This is a genomic window from Micromonospora polyrhachis (assembly GCF_014203835.1).
Lineage (GTDB): Bacteria > Actinomycetota > Actinomycetes > Mycobacteriales > Micromonosporaceae > Micromonospora_H > Micromonospora_H polyrhachis.
Genome location: NZ_JACHJW010000001.1, coordinates 6,512,464 through 6,536,487, shown reverse-complemented (window position 1 = coordinate 6,536,487; position 24,024 = coordinate 6,512,464). Strand labels below are relative to the sequence as shown.

The window sequence follows — 24,024 nt, the reverse complement described above, 5'->3', positions numbered from 1 at the left end:
CTCGCTCATGCTCTCGCCTCACTTCGCCGGCCGTGGCTTTCAGCGTAGTCCGCATCGGCGGTTGGGGGCGGGCGGCGCGTCCGCGTGATCGCAGGCGACCGCGCAGCCGGACCCCTGGATACGCGAATCTGCTTCGACTGCCCGCCCCTTGTCAGTGCGTGCTATCTCGCAAGGTGGACGATCGTGACCCGGGCGGCCAGTCCCGGATCATCGACCAGCACCTGATTGACCGCATCCAGTCCGGCCTGGTGCGCGACGATCAGGCGGACCGGTCCAGTCAACCGGGTCAATATCCGGCGGGTGCGTTCGGGCTCTACGAACTTCATGCCGTAGATGCCGGGCTCGGTCTCTCCCGTGGTGCCCTGCATGGCGGACAGGAACATCGAATCGATGTAGCCGTGCATCGCACTCTGGTCCACGATCAGCGTCGTGGTACCAGGAACCGCCGGGAACTGCCGCTCTGCCGCAGCAACCACCTCGGCCAGTGACCGCTTCTGGAATCCGCGCTCCACCCATTTTCGCGACCAGGTGGTGTCATCTGGAATCCGGAAGAAACCTCCGGTCCAGCCGACGACCCCCGAACCGGCGAAGATCGCCAGGGTGGCGAACGCAGCGACGGTGGCCGGTTGCAGCCATCGGCGGACGGTGGCGCGGGCAAGGCGGGCTGCGCTGTCATCGGTGGGGCCGGTAGCCGGTTCGGGAGTCGGCAACAGCCGGATCACCGCCCCCAGACCGATGATCAGCAGGACGATGCCCAGGTGGGTGCTCTTGCCGAAGTAGTAGCCAGGCTTGATGCCGGAATAGACGTTGACCGACCAGACCGCGAAGGCGAATCCGAGCGTGACCAAGAGCGCCGCCAGGTACCGCCGCCAGATAGCGTTGCCCAGCCCAGAGCGGGCCACCAGGCCGATCCCAACGACCGCAACCAGGCCCAACAACGTGTCGTATGCCGTCTCGACCGCCGGACCCCCTGCGGCCAACGCGTCGCTCTGGTCCGCGACCAGCACCCCGAGCAGAGCCGTGAGCGGGGCAAGCACGGCAGTTAGCAGCGCCACCGCGATCAAGGTGCCGCGACGGGTGGCGACAGCACGGCGGTCGGCGACCAACCACAACGCCACCATCACCCCAGCCGGGAAGACAAACAGGTAGTAGACGAAGCCGATAGCCACCAACAAGGCCCCCATCAGCGCCAACTGTTCACGCATTCCCGCTAGGGGACGAATCGCCACCGCGGCCACCAATGCGGTCAGCGCCAAGCCGACTGCCTCCGTCGGGTATCCGTAAACCAGCAGACGAGGCAGCTCCGTCCCGAGACAGAGCGCAACCGCCGCGCCGACCAACACCAGCCGATGCAGGGCATGCAACTGCCCGGCGACCCATTGCGCAGCCCAGATGAGCGAGAGTGCGAGCAGCCCGAAGCCGGCCAGGGTCCAGAAGACGTAATGGTCCACGGCAGCTGAACCACCGGGGGCGGTGCCAGATTGGCGTACAAACCCGTCGAGCAACGCCGCAGTAAGGTGCCAGCCCTGCGGATAGTAGATCAGCCCGGAGAAGATGTGCTCGCGTGCTCCTGCCTCGTCAACGAACAGGTACCCGCCCATTCGTCCGATTACATCGAAGAGCGCGATGTGCCGGGAGTTGTCCTCTCCCATCATCACGAACCCCAGCCGCTGCGTGAAACCCGAAGCCCGCAGATACGGCACGGACAGGTAGCCGATGAGCAACAGTGCAGCGCCGATGGAGAGGCCATCGGTCCAACTGGGCCGTGGAAACGCCGGCCGGCGGCCGGTCAACACCGCCACCGCGAGCAACACGGTGAACGCAGCACCCGAGACCGGTACCGGGTGCAGCCCCCATGGCCAGATAGAGAACAACAGCCCGACCGCACAGATCATGCCGATCAGCAGGCCGGTGGCGAGCATCAGCCGATCGAGCAGGGTACGTCCACCGCGCAGAAGGCTGGCCGTACCGATCAGGACCAATGGTGGCAACAGCCACGCGGCGTGTACGGCGTACGCTCCGGCTGGAACTGCCCATGAGGCGAGTAGCAGGACCGCTACCAGGCCCCACCGGGGGATCCCAGATGATGGGCGGGATTCGGCAGCTTTGCTCGGTACCGGACCGGTGTCAGCTCCGTCCGCTCGACGATCGGTGAAGATGTCGGCGTTCACTGGTCCACACTCCTGAAGGGTCGGTGTTTGTGTGACAGCCGACGCAGTCTATTCAGGTGCCGGAGTTGATTCTCCGGGGCGGCCATTGGTTGCGATATCCGGGTCAGAGGGTCTTGGGACAAGGTAGTACAAACGAAGGTTGCCCGTGACGGATCATCCGCCCCGGGCAACCTTCGGCAGGTGCTACAGGTACTGACCGGTGTTGCTCGCGGTCTCGATGGATCGGCCGGCCTCGGTGCCCTTGCCGCCCGAGACGAGCGTACGGATGTAGACGATCCGTTCGCCCTTCTTGCCGGAGATCCGGGCCCAGTCGTCAGGGTTGGTGGTGTTGGGCAGGTCCTCGTTCTCCCGGAACTCGTCGACGCAGGCATCGAGCAGGTGCTGGAGACGAAGACCTTTACGGCCGGAGGAGAGGAACTCCTTGATGGCCGACTTCTTACCCCGGTCGACGATGTTCTGGATCATGGCACCCGAGTTGAAGTCCTTGAAGTAGAGGACCTCCTTGTCACCGTTGGCGTAGGTGACCTCGAGGAACCGGTTCTCCTCCGTCTCGGAGTACATCCGCAGCACGACCGCCTCGATCATCGCGGCGACCGTGGCTTGCGGATCACCTCCGTGTTCGGCTAGGTCGTCAGGGTGCAGCGGCAGCCCGGTGAGGATGTACTTGGAGAAGATGTCCTTGGCTGCCTCGGCGTCCGGCCGCTCGATCTTGATCTTGACGTCGAGACGTCCGGGGCGCAGGATGGCCGGATCGATCATGTCCTCCCGGTTGGAGGCACCGATCACGATGACGTTCTCCAGCCCCTCCACACCGTCGATCTCGCTGAGCAACTGCGGGACGATCGTGTTCTCCACGTCCGAGGAGACCCCGGAGCCCCGGGTACGGAACACCGAGTCCATCTCGTCGAAGAAGACGATGACCGGCGTGCCCTCGCCGGCCTTCTCGCGGGCCCGCTGGAATACCAACCGGATGTGCCGCTCGGTCTCGCCAACATACTTGTTGAGCAGCTCCGGGCCCTTGATGTTGAGGAAGAAACTGGTGTGCTTCTCCTCGCCCCGGCGTTCGGCGATCTTCTTGGCCAGCGAGTTGGCGACGGCCTTGGCGATCAGGGTCTTACCGCAACCGGGTGGGCCGTAGAGGAGGATGCCCTTGGGCGGTCGAAGCTGATGCTCACGGAACAGATCCGCGTGCAGGAACGGCAACTCCACCGCGTCCCGGATCTGCTCGATCTGGGTGTGCAGGCCGCCGATGTCACCGTAGTCGACGTCCGGCACCTCCTCCAGCACCAGCTCCTCGACCTCGCTCTTCGGGATGCGCTCGTACGCGTACGCCGAGCGCGGCTCGATCATGAGCGAGTCGCCGGCCCGCAGCGGCGAACCGATCAACGTTTCGGCGAGATGGACGATTCGCTCCTCGTCGGCATGGGAGATCACCAACGCCCGGTCACCCAGGCCGGTGGAATCCTCCAACACCTCCTTGAGCATCACGACCTCGCCGGTCCGCTCGAAACCGAACGCGTCCACGATGTTGAGGGCGTCGTTGAGCAGGACCTCCTGGCCCCGCCGCAGTTCTCCCACGTCGAGCGAGGGCGACACCGCGACCCGGAGCTTCCGGCCCCCGGTGAAGACATCCACCGTGCCGTCGTCATGTCGAGCCAGGAAGACGCCGTAGCCACTGGGTGGCTGCGCCAGTCGGTCGATCTCCTCTTTGAGCGTGACGATCTGGGCCCGTGCCTCCTTGAGGGTGCTCACGAGCCGATCATTGTTCTCGGTCAGTCGAGCCAGCTGTGCCTGCGTCGCCGCAAGCCGCTCCTCGAGCTGCCGGACGTGTCGGGGGCTTTCGGTCAGCTTGCGCCGCACCAAGGCGAGTTCCTCCTGAAGGAACGCGACCTGGGTGGAGAGATCGTGGGCCTCCTTCTCCCACCGTGCGGCGCGCGAATCCGCGTCGTCGCTGCGTGCCACGTCCCACCTCCCCGGGGGCTTGAACGTTCTGCCATAACACTAACCGGTATGACGCCGATTCGGTCCCATGCAACGCCCTCGTCACCGAAGCTTGATCGTCAGGGGGACGCCGTTTGAACAGCCCTGCCGCGATTCGGGTACCGTCGGGCATGTTGGCGGACGAGAACATGGGGGTGCGCCGTGACGGCACGGACCGAGACCGAAACCGACGAGCTGCGGGTCTGGGTTGACCAGGACCTGTGCACCGGAGACGGTCTGTGCGTGCAGTACGCCCCGGAGGTCTTCGAGTTTGACGTCGACGGCCTAGCCTACGTGAAGGATGGCGACGGTGAGCTGCTTCTGGCTCCGGGCAGCCGGGTCGACGTGCCAGCTCACCTGCGACTCGACGTGATCGACGCGGCCAAGGAGTGCCCCGGCGACTGCATCCACGTCGTACGGGCCGACGACGACGTCGAGGTGGCCGGGCCGGACGCCGTCTGACCGTGACTGCCACGCCGGGCGGGGCACCCGACAGGTGCCCCGCCCGGCGTGTCTCACTGGATCGGTCGACCGATCGACATAGACACCACCTGCGCGAACTCGCCGAGCCGGGCGATCTGCCCGGGGCCGCCGTCGTCCAACGTCTTGCCGAACCGCAACGCGTCGTGGCGTGAACCCAGATGGCCCTCCGTACCCGGCACGGACCCCTCGTCGAGCGAGCTGAGCAGCAGATAGACATCGATGCTGTCCACCCGGACCGGGCCGTCCGGGGTACGGGTCAACCGGCGCCGGCAGCCGACCTCGGTCACCGTCGAGACCGGCACCACCCGAAGCGACGACGTCATCGCCCCGGCTGGTCCCTCATCCGGCGGCACATCCTCACCGTGCCACAGGAGCAGGCGGTTGCCGTCGCAGACGACCACCTCCTGCCAGACGCCGTTCACCTCGTTGACGAAGCGTTCGAGGGTGAAGCCCAGCACCGACGTCCCCCGCAACACCCCGCTGAGCGCCTCGAGGGCCACGTCGGGGTCGCGTAGGTAGGCACGAGCGGCCGCCTCCAGATCGTGGTACGGCGACCAGTCCGGAAAGACCGCGGACGACTCCCCGCCGTCGAAGACGGAACTGCTCATGCCCGGCTCACGACATCGATGGTCACTGGCCGACCTGCTCCCCCGCCACGTCGTCGACGTCGCCAGGCTCGACCGGCGGCCGGGCAGCCGCCTCGCGCAAGCTCTGCTTACGCAGTGCGTACGCCTCCGCGCCCTTGCTCGGCTTACGTCGACGGGGCGGGGCGGTCACCCCGGGGGCAAGCTTCCGGGCGGAGACCAGGAAGGCGGTGTGCGCGATCATCCGGTGATCGGGGCGTACGGCCAGCCCGTCGGCGTGCCAGTCCCGCACCAGCGACTCCCAGGCCCGGGGCTCGGTGAAACCGCCCCGCTCCCGGAGCGCCTCCACCAACTCCGACAGTTGAGGTGTGGTGGCCACATAACCAATGAAGACCCCACCCGGCAGCAGAGCCCGCTCCACCAGATCGAGCACCTCCCACGGAGTCAGCAGGTCCAGGATGATCCGGTCGAAGCCGGTCTCCTGGCAGGTCGCCACATCCCCCACCCGCAGCTGCCACGTCGGCTGCGGCCCGCCGAAGAACGACTCCACGTTCCGCCGCGCGATCTCCGCGAAGTCCTCCCGCAGTTCGAAGGAGTGCACCTCACCGCTCGGTCCGACCGCCCGCAACAGGGAACAGGTCAGCGCGCCGGAGCCAACCCCGGCTTCCAGCACCTTCGCCCCCGGAAAGACGTCGCCCATCGCGACGATCTGAGCGGCGTCCTTGGGGTAGATGACCTGGGCGCCCCGCGGCATGGAGAGCACGTAGTCCGCGAGCAGTGGCCGCAGTGCCAGGTAGGCGGTACCACCGGTGGAGGTCACCACGCTACCGTCGGGCAGGCCGATCAGACCGTCATGCTCCAACGCGCCCCGATGGGTGTGGAACGACTTGCCAGGTTCGAGGGTGATGGTGTGCAACCGCCCCTTGGGGTCGGTGAGCTGTACCCGATCACCCGGCCGGAACGGCCCGCGACGCACCACCATCGCCCCCGCCGAGGTTTCTACGGTTCCCTCGCTTCGCTCGGTCATGCCATCGCCTCGCTACGCTCGACGCCACCACGACCCACGGTGCTCCACCAAATGGTTCCCTCGCTTCGCTCGGTCATGCCATCGCCTCGCTACGCTCGACGCCACCACGACCCACGGTGCTCCACCAAATGGTTCCCTCGCTTCGCTCGGTCACGTACCCATCTTTCGTTTCGGTTCCAGAAGCTGCGCCAGATCGGCGACATGCAAAACGCCGACGACATCTTCGCCTGACACCACCAGGTACTGCGCGCCCGGGTGGGTCTGCACCTCCCGGATCACCTCTTCGCCGGTGAGACCGACGAGAAGCCGGGGCACCCGATCCAGGGCGCGAGCCACCGTGTCGACCGTGACCCAGGGCCGCCGATCGGCCGGTACGGCGGCTGCGGCCACCCGGTCGACCAGGGCCACCAGCCGGCCGGTCGAGTCGGCGATGCCCAGCGTGGCATCGGGCTGCCCGGCCTCGGTGCCTCGGCGCTGGGCCTCGGCCAGTGGGGTCCCGGTCGCCACCAGAAAGACCGGCCGGGCCAGTCGGGTCAGGTCGATGAGCGGAAATCGCCGGCTGATCCGGGCCACCCGGATCGACTGCCCGGCGCCCTGCCACAGGGTGAAGGCGACCAGCAACATCAGGGCCAGGCCCAACGGGGCGAGCACCCCCACCCAGGTCAGTAGGGCGACCAGCAGCAGAGTCCCGACCGCCACCGCTCGCCCCACCCAGCCGGCCACCTCCGTACCCAGGTGCCGGTCCCGGCTGACCGCCCACACCGCGGCACGCAGCGCCCGGCCACCGTCCAGTGGCAGGCCGGGAAGGATGTTGAAAACCGCGACGATGACGTTGCTCACCGCCAACTGGAAGGCGAGCTGGTTGACCAGAGTCCCGTCGGGCAGGGCGAGGGTGGCCGCCACCGCCGCGACCCCGAGCACGGCGGACACGGCCGGACCCGCCAGCGACACCAGCAGATCGACCCGGGGACTGGGGGCGTCCCGGTCCATCTCGGTGTATCCACCGAGCAACTCCAGGGTGATGCCCCGGACCCCGATCCCGTAGTGCCGTGCGGTCAACGCGTGCCCCAACTCGTGCAACAGCACCGAACCGAGCAGGCAGACCACGAAACCGAACCCGATCGCGTAACCGGTCAACTGGGACAGCTCAAGCTGGCGGCGGACGAATTCGCCGTACATCACGGTCACCAGGACGGCGAGCAACACCATGGAGAGGTTGACGTGGACCGGCACCCCGAACACCCGCCCGATGGTGAGCCCGGGGCGGCGACGTGGTTGTGGCTTGTCCTGCACCGGGTCGATGCTACGGAACACCGTGGGCTGGTGACGCCGGTGGCCGTGCCCCGCGTTCCGTCGTACGGGTGCCTTAGCCTTTCGGTCATGACGGCGGAGATGGTGACGACGCAGGCGGACGGGCAGGAACAGGCGACAACGCAACCAGCGGCGGGCCCTTCGCTCTCCCCGTCGCGGGCGGCGGACTTCAAGACCTGTCCGCTGCTCTACCGCTTCCGAAGCATCGACCGGTTGCCGGAGCGCACGACTGCGGAGCAGGCCCGGGGCACGCTGGTGCACGCCGTACTGGAACGGCTGTTCGACCTGCCCGCGCAGGGGCGGACACCGGCCGCGGCAGCCGACCTGATCGCCCCGGAGTGGGCTCGCTTGGTCGCCGAGGAGCCGGAGCTGGCCGAGTTGTTCGCCGATGCCGACGGCGCCGCCGGGTTCCTGGACTCGGCCCGTGGACTTCTCGACGGCTACTTCACGATCGAGGACCCGCAGCGGCTCGAGCCGGCCGAACGGGAGAGTCTGATCTCCGCCACCGTGGACGACCAGTTACTCATCCGCGGCTACCTCGACCGGCTCGACGTCTCCCCCGACGGGGCGCTGCGGGTGGTCGACTACAAGACCGGCGGCGCGCCTCGGGAGGCGTTCGAGGCGCGGGCCCTGTTCCAGCTCAAGTTCTACGCCCTGGTGTTGTGGCGCACCCGGGGTGTCGTCCCCCGGGTGTTGCGGCTGCTCTACCTCAAGGACGCCGAGATCTGCGACTACAGCCCGGACGCCGACGAGTTGGCCCGCTTCGAACGAACCGTCGTGGCCCTGTGGCGAGCCATCGAGCAGGCCACCGCCAATCGGGACTTCCGTCCCAAACCAAGCCGCCTCTGCGACTGGTGCAGCCACCAGGCCCACTGCCCCACCTTCGGGGGCACGCCGCCGCCGTTCCCCGAGCGTCCGGTGCCCAGTGAGGATCGGCGGGTGGCCCCACCGTCGCGACTGGTGTCCCGTACGGACGACTGAGCCTCCTCCCCAGGGAGGACGACCAACTCACCACAGGTGAGGATCATCTCCGCGAAACAGCGGCTAGCGTCGCTGACATGATGGAGCGCGTCGCGGGCTGGGCACGGAATCGGCCGTTGCTGGCCGACAGCCTGCTCGCCACCCTGCTGGCGGTGGTGCCGATCGCGCTGGTCCTGCCCCTGCCGCGCGAGCTGTGGCCGGATCCGTTGCTGCCGCAACTGGGCTGGAGCCTCCTCGCCGCCGCGCCGGTGGCGTTACGCCGGGTCGCTCCCTGGGTCGCCGTGGGTGGCCTGGTGGCGTCCCTCATCGCGCCGGCGGTGCTCGACGAGGTCCCGGTCTCCCAGGCGCTCGCCTTCATCGTGCTGACCTATTCGATGGCCGCGCAGCACCCGATGCGATCCGCCATCCTCGCCACCGTCCTCCTGTGGGCACCGGTGAGCGTACTCAACGTCCTGAATCCGACCATGGACAACTCGTTGGACGTGGGGCCCGCCTATCTGGTCCTGAACAATCTGCTGACCGCGCTGGTCTCCTTCTTCGTCGGCCGTACGGTGAACGCCCGGCGCGCCTCCGATCAGGTGTTGCGGGAGCGCGCCCGCGTCGCGGAGGAGAATCAGCGATCCCTGGCCGAGCAGGCGGTGGCCGACGAACGCCGGCGGATCGCCCGCGAGCTGCACGATGTGGTCGCCCACCACGTGAGCGTGATGGGTGTGCTGGCCACCGGCGCGCGCCGGGTGTTGAACCGCGACCCGGCGACCGCCGACGAGGCGTTGGGCACCATCGAGGACACCAGTCGCACCACGCTGCGGGAGATGCGTCGCCTGCTCGACGTGTTACGCACCGACACCGAACCCGCCGCCGACCTGGCTCCCCAGCCGGGGCTGGCCGGTATCGAGGCGCTGGTCGAACAGGTACGCGAGGCGGGCCTGCCGGTGTCGCTGCGGGTCGACGGCGTGCCCGGGCCGCTGGATCCCGGCGTGGCGCTGACCATCTTCCGGATCGTGCAGGAGGCGTTGACCAACGCACTCAAACACGCCGGTACCGCCACTGCCGACGTCCGGCTCAGCTTCGGGGTCTACTGGCTGATCGTGGAGGTCTTCGACACCGGCCGGGGGCCGGGGCCGAACCCGGGACGGACCGGACATGGCCTGGTCGGCATGCGGGAGCGGGTCGCCCTCTACGGTGGGACCCTGCGTACCGGACCACGGCCCGGTGGGGGGTTCCGGGTCTACGCGAAGATTCCGATGGAGCAGTTGGGCGCACCGAGTAGCGAGGGGACGGCATGACCGAGGGCGGCGTACCGGCACGACCGGTGAGGATCCTGCTCGTAGACGACCAGCCGCTACTGCGTACCGGGTTCCGGATGGTGCTGGGCGCGGAGGACGACCTGGACATCGTGGGTGAGGCCGGGGACGGTGTCGACGCCGTCGACCTGGCCCGGCGGTTGCTCCCCGACGTGGTGCTGATGGACATCCGGATGCCTCGGATGGACGGGGTGGCGGCCACCCGGGCGATCGTCGACGCCCGGCTGCCGGTACGGGTGCTGATCCTGACCACGTTCGACCTCGACGAGTACGTGGTGGGTGCGCTCCGGGCCGGGGCGAGTGGGTTCCTGGCCAAGGACGTGCCGGCCGAGGATCTGGTGATGGCGATCCGGACCGTGGCGGCCGGCGACGCGGTGGTCGCCCCGCGCATACTCAAACGACTGCTGGACCGGTTCGCCGAGACCCTGCCCGACCCGTCGGCCACCCCGCCGAGGGCACTGGAGGCGTTGACCGAACGGGAGCGGGAGGTGTTGGTGCAGGTCGCTCGGGGACTGTCCAACGCGGAGATCGCCCGGACCCTGTCGGTGAGTGAGACCACGATCAAGACGCACGTGGGGCACGTCCTGACCAAGCTCGGCCTACGGGACCGGGTGCAGGCCGTGGTGCTGGCCTACGAGTCCGGTCTGGTACGCCCCGGCGCCTAACCCCCGTCCCCACCTGCCGACGCCTCGGGGATGAGGAGGATGCCCGCTCTCCTCCTCGGGTGGGAGGGACGCCGGTACGGTGGGCGTAGCCGAAGACCGTTCCCGCGTACGACGGATCAGCGCGACCCGACCCCCTACTCTGGTGACCGACGGTGATCACCGTCGGTGGCATCGGGGGATGTACGACAACAGGTGGGAATCGGCGGTCAGGGACAACCCTGACTCGGCATCCGGGCCTACCCGCACCAGGAAATCCGCGTTCGTTCCCTCCACAGGTGGACGGTTCGCCGCTCGCCGGCACCGACGATTGATGTCGCCGGCCGGATCGGGGGTCCGGCCGGACCATGCTTTCCTGGAGAGGACGCTCAGTGACCGCTACGGTAGCCCGCGACGCGCAGGTGGCGGCCCGCGCCAGCGATGTGTGGAAGGTGTACGGCTCGGGCGAGGCCCAGGTGATGGCGCTGCGCGGTGTCAGCGCGGAGTTCGAACGTGGACGCTTCACCGCGATCATGGGGCCCTCCGGTTCGGGTAAGTCGACGTTGATGCACTGCCTCGCCGGGCTGGACTCGGTCACCCGGGGCGAGACGTGGATCGGCGACACCCGGATCACCGGGCTCGGCGACGCCGGCCTGACCAACCTGCGCCGCGACAAGATCGGCTTCATCTTCCAGCAGTTCAACCTGCTGCCCACGCTGACGGCCAAGGAGAACATCCTGCTGCCCCTGTCGATCGCCGGCCGTAAACCCGACTCGGCCTGGTACGACACCGTGATCAAAACGGTCGGGCTGGCTGACCGACTCGGCCACCGGCCCACCCAGCTCTCCGGCGGTCAGCAGCAGCGGGTGGCGTGTGCCCGGGCCCTGGTCTCCCAGCCTGAGGTGATCTTCGCCGACGAGCCGACCGGTAACCTCGACTCCCGCTCGGGTGCCGAGGTCCTCGGTTTCCTGCGCAACTCGGTACGTGAACACGGCCAGACCATCATCATGGTCACCCACGATCCGGTGGCCGCCTCGTACGCCGACCGGGTGGTGTTCCTCGCCGACGGTCAGATCGTCTCCGAGCTGGTCGAGCCGACCCCGGACACGGTGCTGGACACGATGAAGAAGCTGGACGCGCTGACCGAGGCGGTCAGCTGATGCTGCGCGCGACCCTCCGGAGCCTGCTGGCCCGCAAGCTGCGACTGATGCTGTCCGCCCTGGCCGTGGTGCTGGGCGTCATGTTCGTCTCGGGCGCGTTCGTACTCACCGACACCCTCGGCCGTTCCTTCGACTCGGTCTTCGCCGACGCGTACGCCGAGACCGACGTCGAGGTCAGCGCCAAGTCGAAGGTCGCCACCAGTGAGTTCGAGGGCGAGCAGGTGGCCACCACCTTCCCCGCCGCGACGCTGGAGCGGATCCGCGCGGTGCCCGGCGTCGAGCAGGCCACCGGGCTGGCCGCCGCCGACGGGGCCCGGGTGATGGGACAGAACGGCAAGGTGCTGACCTCGTTCGGGCCACCGCAGTTGGGCAGTAACTGGACCGGCGAGAGCGACCTGGTGCGGCTGCGCGAGGGCCGGGGGCCGACCGCCGACGACGAGATCGTGGTCAACGCCACCGTCGCCAAGGCCGCCAACCTGGCCGTCGGGGACCGGGTGGCGGTGTGGACCCTCGAGCCCAAGCGCGAGTTCACCCTGGTCGGGATCTTCGGTTACAGCGGTGACCGGGAGAGCCTGGGCGGGGTGCAGGAGGTGGCGTTCACCGAACGCGTCGCCCAGCAGTTGATGCTCGGCGAGACCGGCGTCTACAGCACGGTCAGCGTGCGTGCTGCCGACGGGGTGAAGCCGGCGGCGCTGCGGGACGCCATCTCCGCCGCGCTCGGCGACGGGTACGTGGTGAAGACCGGTGAGCAGCTCTCCAAGGACGCTTCGGCCGGGCTCAAGGAGGGCTTGGCCTTCTTCAACAACATCCTGCTCGGCTTCGCCGGGGTGGCGCTGTTCGTCGGGATCTTCCTGATCCTCAACACCTTCTCGATCATCATCGCCCAGCGCACCCGGGAACTGGCCCTGATGCGGGCCATGGGAGCCAGTCGCCGACAGATGATCGGCTCGGTGCTGGTGGAGGCCGTCGCCATCGGCCTCATCGCCTCGGTGCTCGGCCTGGGGGCCGGCATCGGTGTCGGCGCGCTGCTGGCCTTCGTCTTCGGGCAGATCTCCGGTGGGCTGGCCCTGGCCGGGCTGGGCGTTCCAGCGAGTGCCGTGGTGAGCGCCTTCGTGGTGGGCCTGTTGGTGACCGTGGTCGCGGCGCTCCTGCCGGCCCTGCGGGCCTCGCGGATCCCTCCCATCGCCGCGATGCAGGACGCCGCGACCCCGGACCGGCCCCTGACGAAGATCACCGTCGTTGGCGCGGTGGTGGGGGCTGTCGGTGGGACACTGCTGGCTCTGGGCCTGGCCGGTAGGGCCGGTGACAACACCCTCTGGACCATCCTCGGCGGGGTGCTGGTCTCGTTCGTCGGGGTGGCCCTGCTGACCCCGCTGATCAGCAAGCCGGTGGTGTCGCTGCTCGGCCGACTCTTCGCCTGGTCGGTGCCGGGCAAGCTGGGCCGGCTCAACTCCGGCCGTAATCCCCGCCGGACGGCGATCACCGCCGCCGCGCTGATGGTCGGTATCGCCCTGGTCACCGGCGTCAGCGTCATCCTGTCCTCGGCCAAGAGCAGCCTGACCACACTGGCCGAGGACACCATCCACGCGGAACTGGTCATCTCCGGTGTGCAGACCGGACCCCGGATGCCGAGCTTCGACCCGACGGTGCTGGACCGGGCCGCCCAGGTGCCCGGGGTCGCCTCGGTCGCCGGCCTGTACGCCGACATGGCGCTGGTGGGCGGCGAGCGGACGTACGTCAGCGCGACCAGCAACGTGCCGGCGCTGCGGGACATCTTCCAGGCCGCCCCCACCGCCGGCAGTATCGACGCCCTCGGCCCGAACCAGCTCCTGGTCGACTCGGCTACGGCGGCGAAGCGCGGCCTCACGGTCGGTGCCACCGTGCCGGTGCAGCTGTCCCGGGGTGAGGCCCGGACGTACACACTGACCGGGATCTACGTCGAGTCCGAGTTGTTCAGCGGATTCGTGCTGCCGGCCGGGGCGGCACAGGACTTCGGGCTACCGATGCCCACCCAGGCCTATCTGCAACTGGCCCCGGGCGCCTCGGTGGATCAGGTGCTGCCGCAGGTCGAGGCGCTGCTCGCGGACAGCCCGGAAGTGTCGGTCGCCGACCGGGGCGCGTTCATCGAGCAGCAGACCAGCATGTTCGACCAACTCCTGTTGATGATCCAGGTGCTGTTGGCGCTGGCCATCCTGATCGCCGTACTCGGGATCATCAACACCCTGGCCCTGTCGGTGCTGGAGCGGACCCGCGAGTTGGGCCTGCTACGGGCCATCGGGCTACGCCGGGGTCAGACGATGCGCATGGTCACCGTCGAGTCCGTGGTGATCTCGGTCTTCGGGGCACTGCTCGGCGTGACTGTCGGTACCGGTCTCGGCGCGGCGGTGGTCCGCGCGCTGCGCGAGGACGGCATCACCGACCTGGTGCTCCCCTGGTCACAGATGGGGCTCTACGTGGGACTGGCAGCCGTCATCGGAGTGGTCGCCGCGGTGCTGCCGGCGATCCGCGCCGCCCGGATCAACGTCCTCGGCGCGATCGCCCACGACTAGCTCGGATCGGGGGTGGAGCGGGGCGGCGTCGCGAACAGACGCCGCCCCGCTTCAATGTCCGAGTCGCCGGGTCAGGGCCGCAGGTCCAGCGGGGTCAGCAGCCGACCCAGCAATGCCAGGTCCGCGTTGGCCAGGCTCTCCACCAGGTGTACGCCGTCGGCGACGTCGAGGGGCACGTCACCGGGTACCGCCAGCACCGCTGCCCCGGCGGCCAGCCCACTGGCCACCCCTGCCGGCGAGTCCTCGATCGCCACGCACCGCTCGATCGGCACGTTCAACAGCTGTGCGGCGGTCAGGTAGGGCGCGGGATCCGGTTTGGGGGCGGACACCTCGTCACCGCAGACCACGATGTCGAACCGGTCCCGGCCGAGCGTGTCCAGTGCCACCTCGACCAGCGGCCGGGTGGTCGAGGTGACCAGCGCGGTGGGAATCCGCGCCGCGCATACCGCTTCGAGCAGGGCGAGGGCACCGGGCCGCCACCGCAGTTCGTCGACGAAGAGCTCGGCGACGCGCTGCTCCAGCCAGGCAGCGCCTACCGTCGGGTCCCGCCAGGGCTGTCCGAGGTCCTCGTGCAGGATGGCCATGGAATTGGCCATGCTGCTACCGATCATGGCCAGCCGTGCGTCCTGCGACAGCCGACCGCCGTAGCTGGCCGCCAGTTCCCGCAGCGCGACTTCCCAGATCCGCTCGCTGTCGATGAGCGTGCCGTCCATGTCGAAGAGCACGGCAGCCGGATGGATGGTCAGGGTGTCCTCCTGGGCAGGCCCGGCGGATTTCCCGACCGGGTCGACGGGTCGCGACACCCCGGTCACCGGGGGCCGTCCTTCGATCATTCCCCGCCGGGCGGCAAGGTCCCAGATCCGGCCGCCAGGTGTGGTCCATGCCTCAGGGGCCGGTGGGGCTCCGCCCGGACCGTTCGGCGGTCACCGTCGCCGCCCGCTCCGCAGCGGCACCGGGCAACCGGCTCCACCGGCCCACCGCGTGCACCGGTACCAGCAGCGTGCTGGTTGCTGGCTGGACGGTGTCCAGCGGAGGAAAGGACAGCGAGTGATCACGGACGATCGTCGCCAACGCGATGGCCAGTTGCACCGGGCCGAGCCGGGCTCCCGGGCAGACCCGGGTGCCGGCCCCGAACGGCAGGTACGCGTGCTCGCTGTGCGGCCGGGTCGCGGCCAGCCACCGCTCGGGGTGGAAAATCTCCGGATCGGTCCAGTGGCGGGGATCGCGGTGGATCAGGTAGGGGCTGAAGAGCACCCGTTCACCCGCCGGCAGCCGGTACGGTCCGAGCAAGGTGGGTACGGCCACCGTACGACCCATCGCCCAGTTCGGCGGGTGCATCCGCAACGTCTCCTTGAGCACGGCGGAGGTCAACGGCCAGTCCTCCCCGGGCAGCCGGTCCGGGTGGACCGGAGTGGTGATGATCTCGTCCCGGACCGCGCGCAGCAGGGCCGGTTGCTCGGCGAGGCGCAGCAGGCACCAAGACAGGGCGGCGCCGGCCGGCCCGTGCGAGGTGACGATCAGCAGCCGGACCACGCCGACGACCTCCCGGTCCGGCAGGTTCAGCGGATGGTCCAGCAGGCCGTCGAGTACGTCCCGGGGCTGCTCCGGGCGGGACTCGGCCCGGCGGCGGCGGACCAGGTCGGTCAGTGTCTCCACCAGGTTGGTGTTGAGCGCTCGTGCCCGCCGGGCCACCGGCCGGGGGCCGATCGGAAGGCGGGACTCCTTGCTGTCGGTGACGTCGAGCGAGGCCCAGAACACCTCCTCGACGGCCCGCGCCACTGCGTCCACGTCGTCGTCCCCGCCGCCGATGCAGTAGTCGGCGGTGGCCGCGCCGAGCATCCGCTGGGCCTCGTCGAAGAGGTCCGCGTCTCGGCCCGCGAGCGCGTCCACGGTGCGCCTCATCCGCTGCTCGATCCGCCCGACGTGGGCGAGCAGCACTGGCCGGACGAGTCCTCGGTTGAGGTAGCGGCGGACGGTCATCCACTCGGGTAGCCCGTCGAGGAGTTCCTGCCGGCCCCGCCGACCGCCCACGAAGGAGTTGTCGAGGATGAAGTCGGCGTTCGTCTCCACCAGGACGTGGTGGACCAGTCGCGGATCGTGCACCACGATGCTCTCCGGGTCGAGCCGCACCACGTCGCCGTACTCGGTCCGGGTCCGGATCATCCAGCCCAGTGGATCGTCCTCGTAGTCCAGCGCGGAACCGACGTAGGGCAGTCCCTTCGGTCCGGGCACTGGAACGGATCCGACCTCGGTGGGTCCTCCCCGGCTGAGCCGGCTCCACCACGATGCCATCGGACACCCCCACACTTCATCGGCTGCTTGGACACGCTGATGCCCACCGCCCTGGTCGCCGGGCTGGGTCGTACCGGCCCGGTGTGGCGGTGGGCATCGAGTGTCGTTTCTGGTTAGTAGATCGGGTAGTAGTACCAGGTGCCACGCGTCGCCCGGGTGGCGCGCCGCTTGACCGCAGTCAGGTAGCGAAGCATGCCGTCTCCCTCCCAGTTCGATAGAGTCATCGAAATTTGTTGAAGTCTAACTAGCTGAGAACAACGAGCGCCAGACCTGGATTCATTTCAGCTCGCAGGCGGCCAGCGAGCGTTCGTAGCCGGCGAAGAACGAGGCGGTCCGCTGTTCCGCCGTACCATGGGCACCCTCGGCGAACCACGGCTGCCCAGGGGCGTCGCCCACCGCGAGCAGCCCGTTGCGCAACTCGTCGAGGTCGCCATCGGCCAGGGCCAGCGACCCCGCCTTCACCGAGTCACCGATGTACGCCCCGGCCATGCAGTCGGCCTGCAACTCCTGCTGGATCGTGAACTCGTACCGGATGCCCAACCGGACCTGGACGCCGTGGGCGTACTCGTGACCGAGCAGATAGAACAGGAAGGCGTCCCCGATCCGCCGGAACGCCGTCACCGCCCAGTTGACGTCGTACGCGATGAAGTCCCCGGCCGGACAGTAGACGGCGTTGTTGCGGGGCACCGACTCCCCGGCACACGCGAGTTCACCGTCCCGCTGGTAGGCGACCACCCGACGAATCGCCTCAAACCGCTGCCCGGCCTCCGCAAGCCGCTGCCGCCAGTACTGCTCGGCGACCTCGACGGCCCCCTCGACGTCCCGCTCGAACTCCGCCGCGGTCATCGTCCCGTCCTCCGACCCGGCCGATGAGCCCGGCGCACCGCCCGGGTCGCCATCCGACTCGCCGTTCGGGCTCAGCCCGCAAGCCAGGGTGACGACCAGCACGGTGAGCAGGCCGCCCAGGGTCCACATCCGTCGCGACCCGGTCTCCATCCGCTTTCCCACGAGATCCTCCTCGCCGCCACAGTCACACCGAACGAGGTCGATGCTTCCCGGCGACTCCCGAGCCCACCACCTACCCCGGCACATATCGCGTGATTCGCCACCTCGGGTACGGGCAGCCGGAGGCCAATTTCATTCTCATTCTCGATAATGATAACGTTGCGGCCATGGAAAGCCCGACAGAGCGCTGGGCCGAACTGGCGCTACATCCGGCCCGGATCCGGATCCTCCGCGCCGTCGCTGGCGCCCGACACACCCCCCGGGAACTTGTCGCACTCTTGCCGGACATCCCACAGGCCACGCTGTACCGGCATCTGGCGATGCTGGTCAAGGGTGGAATCCTCGACGTGGTCGAGGAGCGAAAGGTACGCGGCACGGTCGAACGGGTGTACGCGCTACCCGCGCACGGCGCAACCCTCGATCCGGCGACACTGGCCTCGGCCACCCCGGAGGACCACGCCCGCTACTTCACCGCCTTCGTGTCGGGCCTGCTCTCCGACTTCTCCCGGTATCTCGCCCGGGACCACATCGACCTCGCCGCCGACGGTGCCGGCTACCAGCAGATCGTGTTGCACCTGACCGACGCGGAACTGGCCAGGTTCGCCAACGACCTCACCGAGGTCCTCCGCCCACTGCTGGCCAACCAGCCCGACCAGGGACGGGTACCCCGGCTACTGGCGACCATCCTGCTGCCGGTCGACCAGCCGAGCACCAGCAACGACACCAGCGAGGACAGCCCTGGGCCCACAGACGACCCGGGCACGACGGAAGGAAACGACTCATGGCATCGGTGACCTTGACCGACCAACGGATCGACATCCGGTTCACCGCCGGAGAGCGAATCTGGATCCGACGTGACCAGCTGACCATTCCGCTCACCTCGGTACGGCACGTCACCTGCGTCGACAAGCCGTTGAGCCTGGCACGCGGCGCCCGTAGCGGGTACGTGGTGTCCGGCTTCACCAAGATCGGCATCTGGGGCATCTTCGGCGGCCCCCGCCAACTCGTATCGGCCCGCCGGGGCAGCCCCGGCCTGCACCTCGTCCTCGACCGCACCACGGCCGGTGGTGAGTTCGACGAGGTCGTGCTCTCCGATCCGGCCGCCTCGGAACTCGCGGATGCGATCCGACACACGATTGCGACCCTCCGATGACCCGCGAACGTCTCCCGATCCAGGTATCCCACCTGACGAAGCGGTTCGGCGACATCACCGCCGTACACGATCTGAGCTTCACCGTCGAACCAGGTCGGGTCACCGGTTTCCTCGGCCCGAACGGCGCGGGCAAGACCACCACGATGCGGATGCTCACCGGGCTCGTCTCCCCCACCTCGGGCACCGCGACGATCGGCGGCCAGCGCTACCAGCGGCTGTCCCACCCCTCGCGCACCGTCGGCGCGGTCTTCGACGCCACCGCCTTCCACCCCGGCCACACCGCCCGCGACCACCTACGGATCTATGCCGCGATGGGCGGACACCGCTCCGACCGGGTCACCGAAGTGCTGGCGCTGCTCGGTCTGACCGACGCGGCCAACCGGCGCACGCGTGGTTTCTCCACCGGTATGCGACAGCGGCTCAACCTCGCCACCGCCCTCCTCGGCGACCCGCAGGTGCTCCTGCTCGACGAACCGAGCAACGGCCTCGACCCGGCCGGCATGTCATGGCTGCGTGAGTTCCTACGCAGCCTGGCCGACCAGGGCCGCACCATCCTCGTCTCCAGCCACGTGCTCAGCGAGGTCGAACAACTCGTGGACGACGTGGTCGTGATCCAGCGCGGTGAACTGGTCGCGGCCGGACCGTGGGCACAGCTCGCCGGGTCGCCCGCGGTGCTGGTCCGCTCGCCCGACGCCGGGGCCCTGGCCACGGTCCTGACCGCCGATCCGAAGGCTGGCCCCCCCGCGCCGCGCGTCGAGGCGCTGGGGCCCGACCAGCTGCGGGTACACGGGGCGGATGTCGCCTACGTCGCCGACCTGGCCGCGTCGCACCAGTTGCGGGTGTACGAACTCCGCACCGACGACAGCAGCCTCGAAGAGCTCTTCCTTCGCCTCACCGCCGACCAGGCGAAGGCCACTCACGAACCGGTAGGTGCCCAATGGGACGGATAGTCAACGCGGAGTTCCGCAAACTGCTGGCAACCCCGATGTGGTGGGGTCTGCTACTGGCCGCCGCGCTCCTCGGCGGCGGGCTGGTCGGCAGCATGACACTCATCGGCCCCGAGAACTTCACCCCGCCGATGCCCGGTCTGGACACCGAGGAGGGTATCCGGTCCATTCTCGGCATCCTCGGCTTCACCGCCTTCATCCCCGCCGCCATCGGCACGGTCGCGGTGACCTCCGAATACCGGCACCACACCGCCACGGTCACCTTTCTGTTCGCCCCGCGCCGCTGGCAGGTGCTGGCCGCCAAGCTCGTCGCGTACGGAGTCGCCGGCCTCGCCTACGGAACCGTCCTCGCCGGCACCGCCGCCGTGGCATTCTTCGGCGTCGCCGCCGCCCGGGGCGTGTCGCTCGGCCTGCCCGCCGGGACCGTACTGGCCCTGCTCGCCCGCATCGCCGTCGCGATGGTGACCTACCTGCTGATCGGCGTCGGTATCGGCGCGCTCATCCGCAACCAGGTCGCGGCGCTGTGCGTGGTGGTCGGCTACCTGTACCTGGGTGAGACCCTGCTCATGATGATCCCCGGAGTCAACGCCATCTATCCGCTCCTGCCCGGCGGCGCGACCGCGTCCCTGACCGACTTCACCTACCTCGCTGACGCCATGTCGGAACAGCTCGCCACGAACCCCATCGAGCTGCTGCCACCGGCGGTCGGTGCCCTGCTGCTCGTGGCGTACGCACTCGTCGCGGCCACGGCCGCGGTCATCGCTCCGATGCGCCGCGACGTCATCTGATCCGACCGCGACGTCACCCGACCAGTGGCCGGGCCGGTGTACACCGGCCCGGCCACTTCGGAGGTTCAGGTCAGGTGGCCATCACTTGGCGTTGAAGTAACTCGCCTCCGGGTGGTGTACGACGATCGCGTCGGTGGCCTGCTCCGGTACGAGCTGGAACTCCTCCGACAACTGCACCCCGATCCGCTCCGCCCCCAACAGTTCGACGACCTTCGCCCGGTCCTCCAAGTCCGGACAGGCCGGATAGCCGAAGGCGTACCGGCAGCCCCGATAGTCGTTCCGCAGCAGGCCGGCCAGGTCCGCCGGGTCGTCGGCGGCCAGCGTACGACCGTCGGGAAGGGTCAGCTCGGCCCGGATCCGCCGGTGCCAGTACTCGGCCAACGCCTCGGTGAGCTGCACGGACAGGCCGTGCACCTCCAGATAGTCGCGATACTCGTCCCGGGCGAACATCTTCGCCGTGTACTCGCTGATCGGCTGACCGACGGTGACCAGTTGCAGCGCCACCACGTCCAGCGTCTCCCCCCGGTCCAGGGTCTCGTCCCGAGGCCGGAAGAAGTCGGCCAGGCACAACCGCCGCTCCTGCCGCTGCCGGGGGAAGGCGAACCGCGCCCGCTCACTGTGCCCGTTCTCGTCGAGCACCACCAGTTCGTTGCCCTCCGAGTAGGCCGGGAAGTAGCCGTAGACGACCGCCGCCTCCAACACCTTGTCGGCGGTCAGCCGGTCCAACCAGTAGCGCAACCGGGGCCGCCCCTCGGTCTCCACCAACTCCTCGTAGGAGGGGCCGGAGCCGCCACGCGCACCACGCAGTCCCCACTGCCCGAGGAACGTGGCCCGCTCGTCAAGCAACGCCGCGTAGTCGGCCAGCGGAATACCCTTCACCACCCGGGTGCCGAAGAACGGCGGCTTCGGCACCTCGGCGTCGCGTGCGACGTCGGAGCGTACCGACGCATCGTCGAGGTCGGGCAACGCCTCGGTGACCATCGCCCGCTGCCGCTCGCGGCGGGCTCGGCGGGCCGCCAGCGCCGCCTCCCGCTCCGGGTCCACCACCGCCGCGCCGCCCCGCTTGGCCGTCATCACCCGGTCCATCAGGGACAGTCCCTCGAACGCGTCCCGGGCGTAGTGCACCTGACCGGGGAACATGGCACGCAGGTCGTCCTCGACGTAGGCGCGGGTCAGCGCGGCACCCCCCAGCAGCACCGGCCACCGTTCGGCCACGCCCCGGGCGGTCATCTCCTCCAGGTTCTCCTTCATGATGACCGTGCTCTTGACCAGCAGCCCGGACATCCCGATGGCGTCGGCCCGGTGCTGCTCGGCCGCGTCCAGGATCGCGTTGATCGGCTGTTTGATGCCGATGTTGACGACCTCGTAGCCGTTGTTGGACAGGATGATGTCCACCAGGTTCTTGCCGATGTCGTGCACGTCGCCCTTGACCGTGGCGAGGACGATCCGCCCCTTGCCTGCGTCATCGGCCTTGTCCATGTGCGGTTCGAGGTAGGCCACGGCCGTCTTCATCACCTCGGCCGACTGCAACACGAACGGCAACTGCATCTGCCCGGAGCCGAACAGCTCGCCGACGACCTTCATCCCGTCGAGCAGGATCTCGTTGATGATCACCAGAGCGGATCGGGTGGTCAACGCCGCGTCGAGATCGGCCTCCAGACCGTTGCGTTCACCGTCGATGATGCGTCGCTTGAGCCGTTCGTCCAGGGGCAGGGCAGCCAGTTCCTCTGCCCGGCCGGCTCGGGCCGAAGCAGCGTCCACCCCCTCGAAGAGCTCGATGAACCGCTGCACCGGGTCGTAGCCCTCCCGCCGCCGGTCGTAGACCAGGTCCAGCGCCACCTCGCGCTGCTCCTCGGGGATCTTCGACATCGGCAGGATCTTGCTGGCGTGCACGATCGCACTGGTCAGGCCGGCCTGCACACACTCGTGCAGGAACACCGAGTTGAGCACCTGCCGGGCCGCCGGGTTCAGCCCGAACGAGATGTTGGAGACGCCGAGGGTGAAGTTGACCTCCGGGTGGCGACGGGCGATCTCCCGGATCGCCTCGATGGTCTCGATCCCGTCCCGGCGGGTCTCCTCCTGGCCGGTGGCGATCGGGAAGGTCAACGCGTCGATCAGGATGTCGGACAGCGCCAGCCCCCACCGGCCGGTCAGATCCGCGATGAGCCGCTCGGCGACCCGCACCTTCCACTCGGCGGTACGGGCCTGCCCCTCCTCGTCGATCAGCAGCGCCACCACCGCCGCGCCGTGCTCCTTGATGATCGGCATGACCCGGGCATAGCGGGAGGTCGGGCCGTCGCCGTCCTCGAAGTTGACCGAGTTGACCACGCAGCGTCCGCCAAGCATCTCCAGCCCCGCCTCGACCACGGCCGGCTCGGTGGAGTCCAGCATGATCGGCAGCGTGGAGGCGGTGGCGAACCGACCGGCCAGCTCCCGCATGTCCTGCGTACCGTCCCGACCGACATAGTCGACGCAGAGGTCCAGCAAATGGGAGCCGTCCCGGGCCTGGCCTCGGGCAATCTCCACGCAGGCCTGCCAGTCAGCGGCCAGCATCGCCTCCCGGAATGCCTTCGACCCGTTGGCGTTGGTCCGCTCTCCCACCATCAGCACGCTGGCGTCCTGGGCGAACGGCACGTGGTGGTAGATCGAGGACACACCCCGCTCGGCCTGCGGCTGGCGGACCGCCGGCGCCGCGCCATGCAGCCGCTCGGACACCGCACGGATGTGTTCCGGGGTCGTCCCGCAACAGCCGCCGATCAACGACACTCCGTACTCGTTGACGAACCGGTCCAACGCCTCGGCCAACTCGTCCGGGGTCAACGGGTAGTAGGCCCCGTTCGCGGTCAACTGGGGCAGACCCGCATTGGGCATGACCGAGAGCGGCACTCGGGCGTGCTGTGACAGGTAGCGCAGATGTTCGCTCATCTCGGCCGGCCCGGTCGCGCAGTTGAGCCCGATCAGGTCGATCCCCAGCGGCTCCAGGGCGGTGAGCGCGGCACCGATCTCGCTGCCGAGCAGCATCGTGCCGGTGGTCTCGACCGTGACGTGGCAGATCAGCGGCACGCTGCGACCGGCTTCGGCCATCGCCCGCCGGGCACCGACCACAGCCGCCTTCACCTGCAACAGGTCCTGGCAGGTCTCGATGATCAACGCGTCCGCCCCGCCGGTCAGCAGGCCGGCCGCGTTGTCGAGGTACGCCTGGCGCAGCGTGGCGTAGCTGCTGTGCCCCAGCGTCGGCAACTTGGTCCCCGGGCCGACCGAACCGAGTACGAACCGGGGCCGGTCGGGGGTCGACCAGTCGTCGGCCACCTCCCGGGCGAGCCGGGCACCGGCCTCGGAGAGTTCGACGATCCGGTTCTCGATGCCGTACTCCCCCAGGTTGCCGAGGTTGGCACCGAAGGTGTTGGTCTCGACGCAGTCCGCGCCCGCCGCGAAGTAGGCACCGTGCACCGACCGGACGACATCCGGGCGGGTGACGTTGAGGATCTCGTTGCAGCCCTCGTGACCTTGGAAGTCGTCCAGGCTCAGGTCGGCTGCCTGCAGCATCGTCCCCATCGCTCCATCGGCGATGAGGACCCGGCTGGCAAGCACATCAAGCAGCGAAGTCTGCATCCAGCCAGGCTAATACCGGCACCCGTCAGCCATTGG

Annotated in this window: 19 protein-coding genes; 10 read left to right on the top strand and 9 right to left on the bottom strand. The window is 68.9% G+C overall.

Translation table 11 applies throughout. The features are described 5' to 3' along the window. Positions 1–161: 161 nt before the first annotated feature. Both FHR38_RS28875 and arc read right to left on the bottom strand, forming a co-directional pair. A complete protein-coding gene (locus FHR38_RS28875) occupies positions 162–2,171 on the bottom strand; it encodes a hypothetical protein (protein WP_184538122.1) in 2,010 nt (669 codons plus the stop codon). Positions 2,172–2,354: 183 nt separating this feature from the next. Beyond that, positions 2,355–4,133, bottom strand: coding sequence for a proteasome ATPase (gene arc / locus FHR38_RS28870; RefSeq protein WP_184538120.1), 1,779 nt, complete (start codon positions 4,131–4,133; stop codon positions 2,355–2,357). A 180-nt stretch (positions 4,134–4,313) separates the two neighbouring features. Here arc and FHR38_RS28865 point away from each other — a divergent pair, with 180 nt between their 5' ends. Next, positions 4,314–4,613, top strand: a complete 300-nt coding sequence (locus FHR38_RS28865; protein ID WP_184538118.1) for a ferredoxin — start codon at positions 4,314–4,316, stop codon at positions 4,611–4,613. Positions 4,614–4,666: 53 nt separating this feature from the next. On the opposite strand, the gene FHR38_RS28860 is transcribed toward FHR38_RS28865, so the two are convergent. From FHR38_RS28860 to FHR38_RS28850, 3 genes are all read right to left on the bottom strand, one after another. Next, positions 4,667–5,242 (bottom strand): hypothetical protein, encoded by a 576-nt coding sequence (locus tag FHR38_RS28860; RefSeq protein ID WP_184538116.1) that lies wholly within the window; start codon positions 5,240–5,242, stop codon positions 4,667–4,669. A 22-nt stretch (positions 5,243–5,264) separates the two neighbouring features. Then, a complete protein-coding gene (locus tag FHR38_RS28855) occupies positions 5,265–6,245 on the bottom strand; it encodes a tRNA (adenine-N1)-methyltransferase (RefSeq protein ID WP_184538114.1) in 981 nt (326 codons plus the stop codon). A 150-nt stretch (positions 6,246–6,395) separates the two neighbouring features. After that, the gene (locus tag FHR38_RS28850) at positions 6,396–7,538 is read right to left on the bottom strand and encodes a site-2 protease family protein (protein WP_376771444.1); all 1,143 of its coding nucleotides are present in this window, start codon (positions 7,536–7,538) and stop codon (positions 6,396–6,398) included. Between the two features lie 87 nt (positions 7,539–7,625). On the opposite strand from FHR38_RS28850, the gene FHR38_RS28845 reads away from it, so the two are divergent. The 5 genes from FHR38_RS28845 to FHR38_RS28825 all read left to right on the top strand — a co-directional run bounded on the left by FHR38_RS28845 (position 7,626) and on the right by FHR38_RS28825 (position 14,191). Then, on the top strand, positions 7,626–8,537 hold the full coding sequence (locus FHR38_RS28845) for a RecB family exonuclease (protein ID WP_184538112.1): 912 nt from the start codon (positions 7,626–7,628) through the stop codon (positions 8,535–8,537). A 77-nt stretch (positions 8,538–8,614) separates the two neighbouring features. After that, positions 8,615–9,823: a sensor histidine kinase gene (locus FHR38_RS28840; RefSeq protein WP_184538110.1), complete on the top strand. Its 1,209-nt coding sequence runs from the start codon at positions 8,615–8,617 to the stop codon at positions 9,821–9,823. Next, positions 9,820–10,506, top strand: a complete 687-nt coding sequence (locus FHR38_RS28835) for a response regulator (protein ID WP_184538108.1) — start codon at positions 9,820–9,822, stop codon at positions 10,504–10,506. Before FHR38_RS28840 ends, FHR38_RS28835 begins: the two co-directional genes overlap by 4 nt. Positions 10,507–10,874: 368 nt before the next feature. After that, a complete protein-coding gene (locus tag FHR38_RS28830) occupies positions 10,875–11,642 on the top strand; it encodes an ABC transporter ATP-binding protein (RefSeq protein WP_184538106.1) in 768 nt (255 codons plus the stop codon). Then, a complete protein-coding gene (locus FHR38_RS28825; RefSeq protein ID WP_184538104.1) occupies positions 11,642–14,191 on the top strand; it encodes an ABC transporter permease in 2,550 nt (849 codons plus the stop codon). The genes FHR38_RS28830 and FHR38_RS28825 overlap by 1 nt, the downstream gene beginning before the upstream one ends. 71 nt (positions 14,192–14,262) lie before the next feature. Here FHR38_RS28825 and FHR38_RS28820 read toward each other — a convergent pair whose 3' ends face one another. The 3 genes from FHR38_RS28820 to FHR38_RS28810 all read right to left on the bottom strand — a co-directional run bounded on the left by FHR38_RS28820 (position 14,263) and on the right by FHR38_RS28810 (position 17,575). Further along, the gene (locus FHR38_RS28820; RefSeq protein WP_312882607.1) at positions 14,263–14,916 is read right to left on the bottom strand and encodes an HAD family hydrolase; all 654 of its coding nucleotides are present in this window, start codon (positions 14,914–14,916) and stop codon (positions 14,263–14,265) included. 160 nt (positions 14,917–15,076) lie between these two features. After that, positions 15,077–16,423: a cytochrome P450 gene (locus FHR38_RS28815; RefSeq protein WP_184538102.1), complete on the bottom strand. Its 1,347-nt coding sequence runs from the start codon at positions 16,421–16,423 to the stop codon at positions 15,077–15,079. Positions 16,424–16,759: 336 nt separating this feature from the next. Beyond that, on the bottom strand, positions 16,760–17,575 hold the full coding sequence (locus FHR38_RS28810; RefSeq protein ID WP_184538100.1) for a neutral zinc metallopeptidase: 816 nt from the start codon (positions 17,573–17,575) through the stop codon (positions 16,760–16,762). A gap of 80 nt (positions 17,576–17,655) precedes the next feature. On the opposite strand from FHR38_RS28810, the gene FHR38_RS28805 reads away from it, so the two are divergent. The 4 genes from FHR38_RS28805 to FHR38_RS28790 are packed head-to-tail and all read left to right on the top strand — an operon-like array spanning position 17,656 to position 20,376. Continuing rightward, complete coding sequence (locus tag FHR38_RS28805) at positions 17,656–18,282, top strand: helix-turn-helix domain-containing protein (protein ID WP_184538098.1); 627 nt, start codon at positions 17,656–17,658, stop codon at positions 18,280–18,282. Beyond that, positions 18,270–18,641, top strand: coding sequence for a hypothetical protein (locus tag FHR38_RS28800; protein WP_184538096.1), 372 nt, complete (start codon positions 18,270–18,272; stop codon positions 18,639–18,641). Before FHR38_RS28805 ends, FHR38_RS28800 begins: the two co-directional genes overlap by 13 nt. Continuing rightward, positions 18,638–19,591: an ABC transporter ATP-binding protein gene (locus tag FHR38_RS28795; protein ID WP_184538094.1), complete on the top strand. Its 954-nt coding sequence runs from the start codon at positions 18,638–18,640 to the stop codon at positions 19,589–19,591. Before FHR38_RS28800 ends, FHR38_RS28795 begins: the two co-directional genes overlap by 4 nt. Beyond that, positions 19,579–20,376, top strand: a complete 798-nt coding sequence (locus FHR38_RS28790; protein WP_184538092.1) for an ABC transporter permease — start codon at positions 19,579–19,581, stop codon at positions 20,374–20,376. Before FHR38_RS28795 ends, FHR38_RS28790 begins: the two co-directional genes overlap by 13 nt. An 81-nt stretch (positions 20,377–20,457) precedes the next feature. Here the strand turns inward: FHR38_RS28790 and metH are convergent, their stop codons facing one another. After that, positions 20,458–23,988, bottom strand: a complete 3,531-nt coding sequence (gene metH, locus FHR38_RS28785) for a methionine synthase (RefSeq protein WP_184538090.1) — start codon at positions 23,986–23,988, stop codon at positions 20,458–20,460. Between the last annotated feature and the right edge of the window lie 36 nt (positions 23,989–24,024).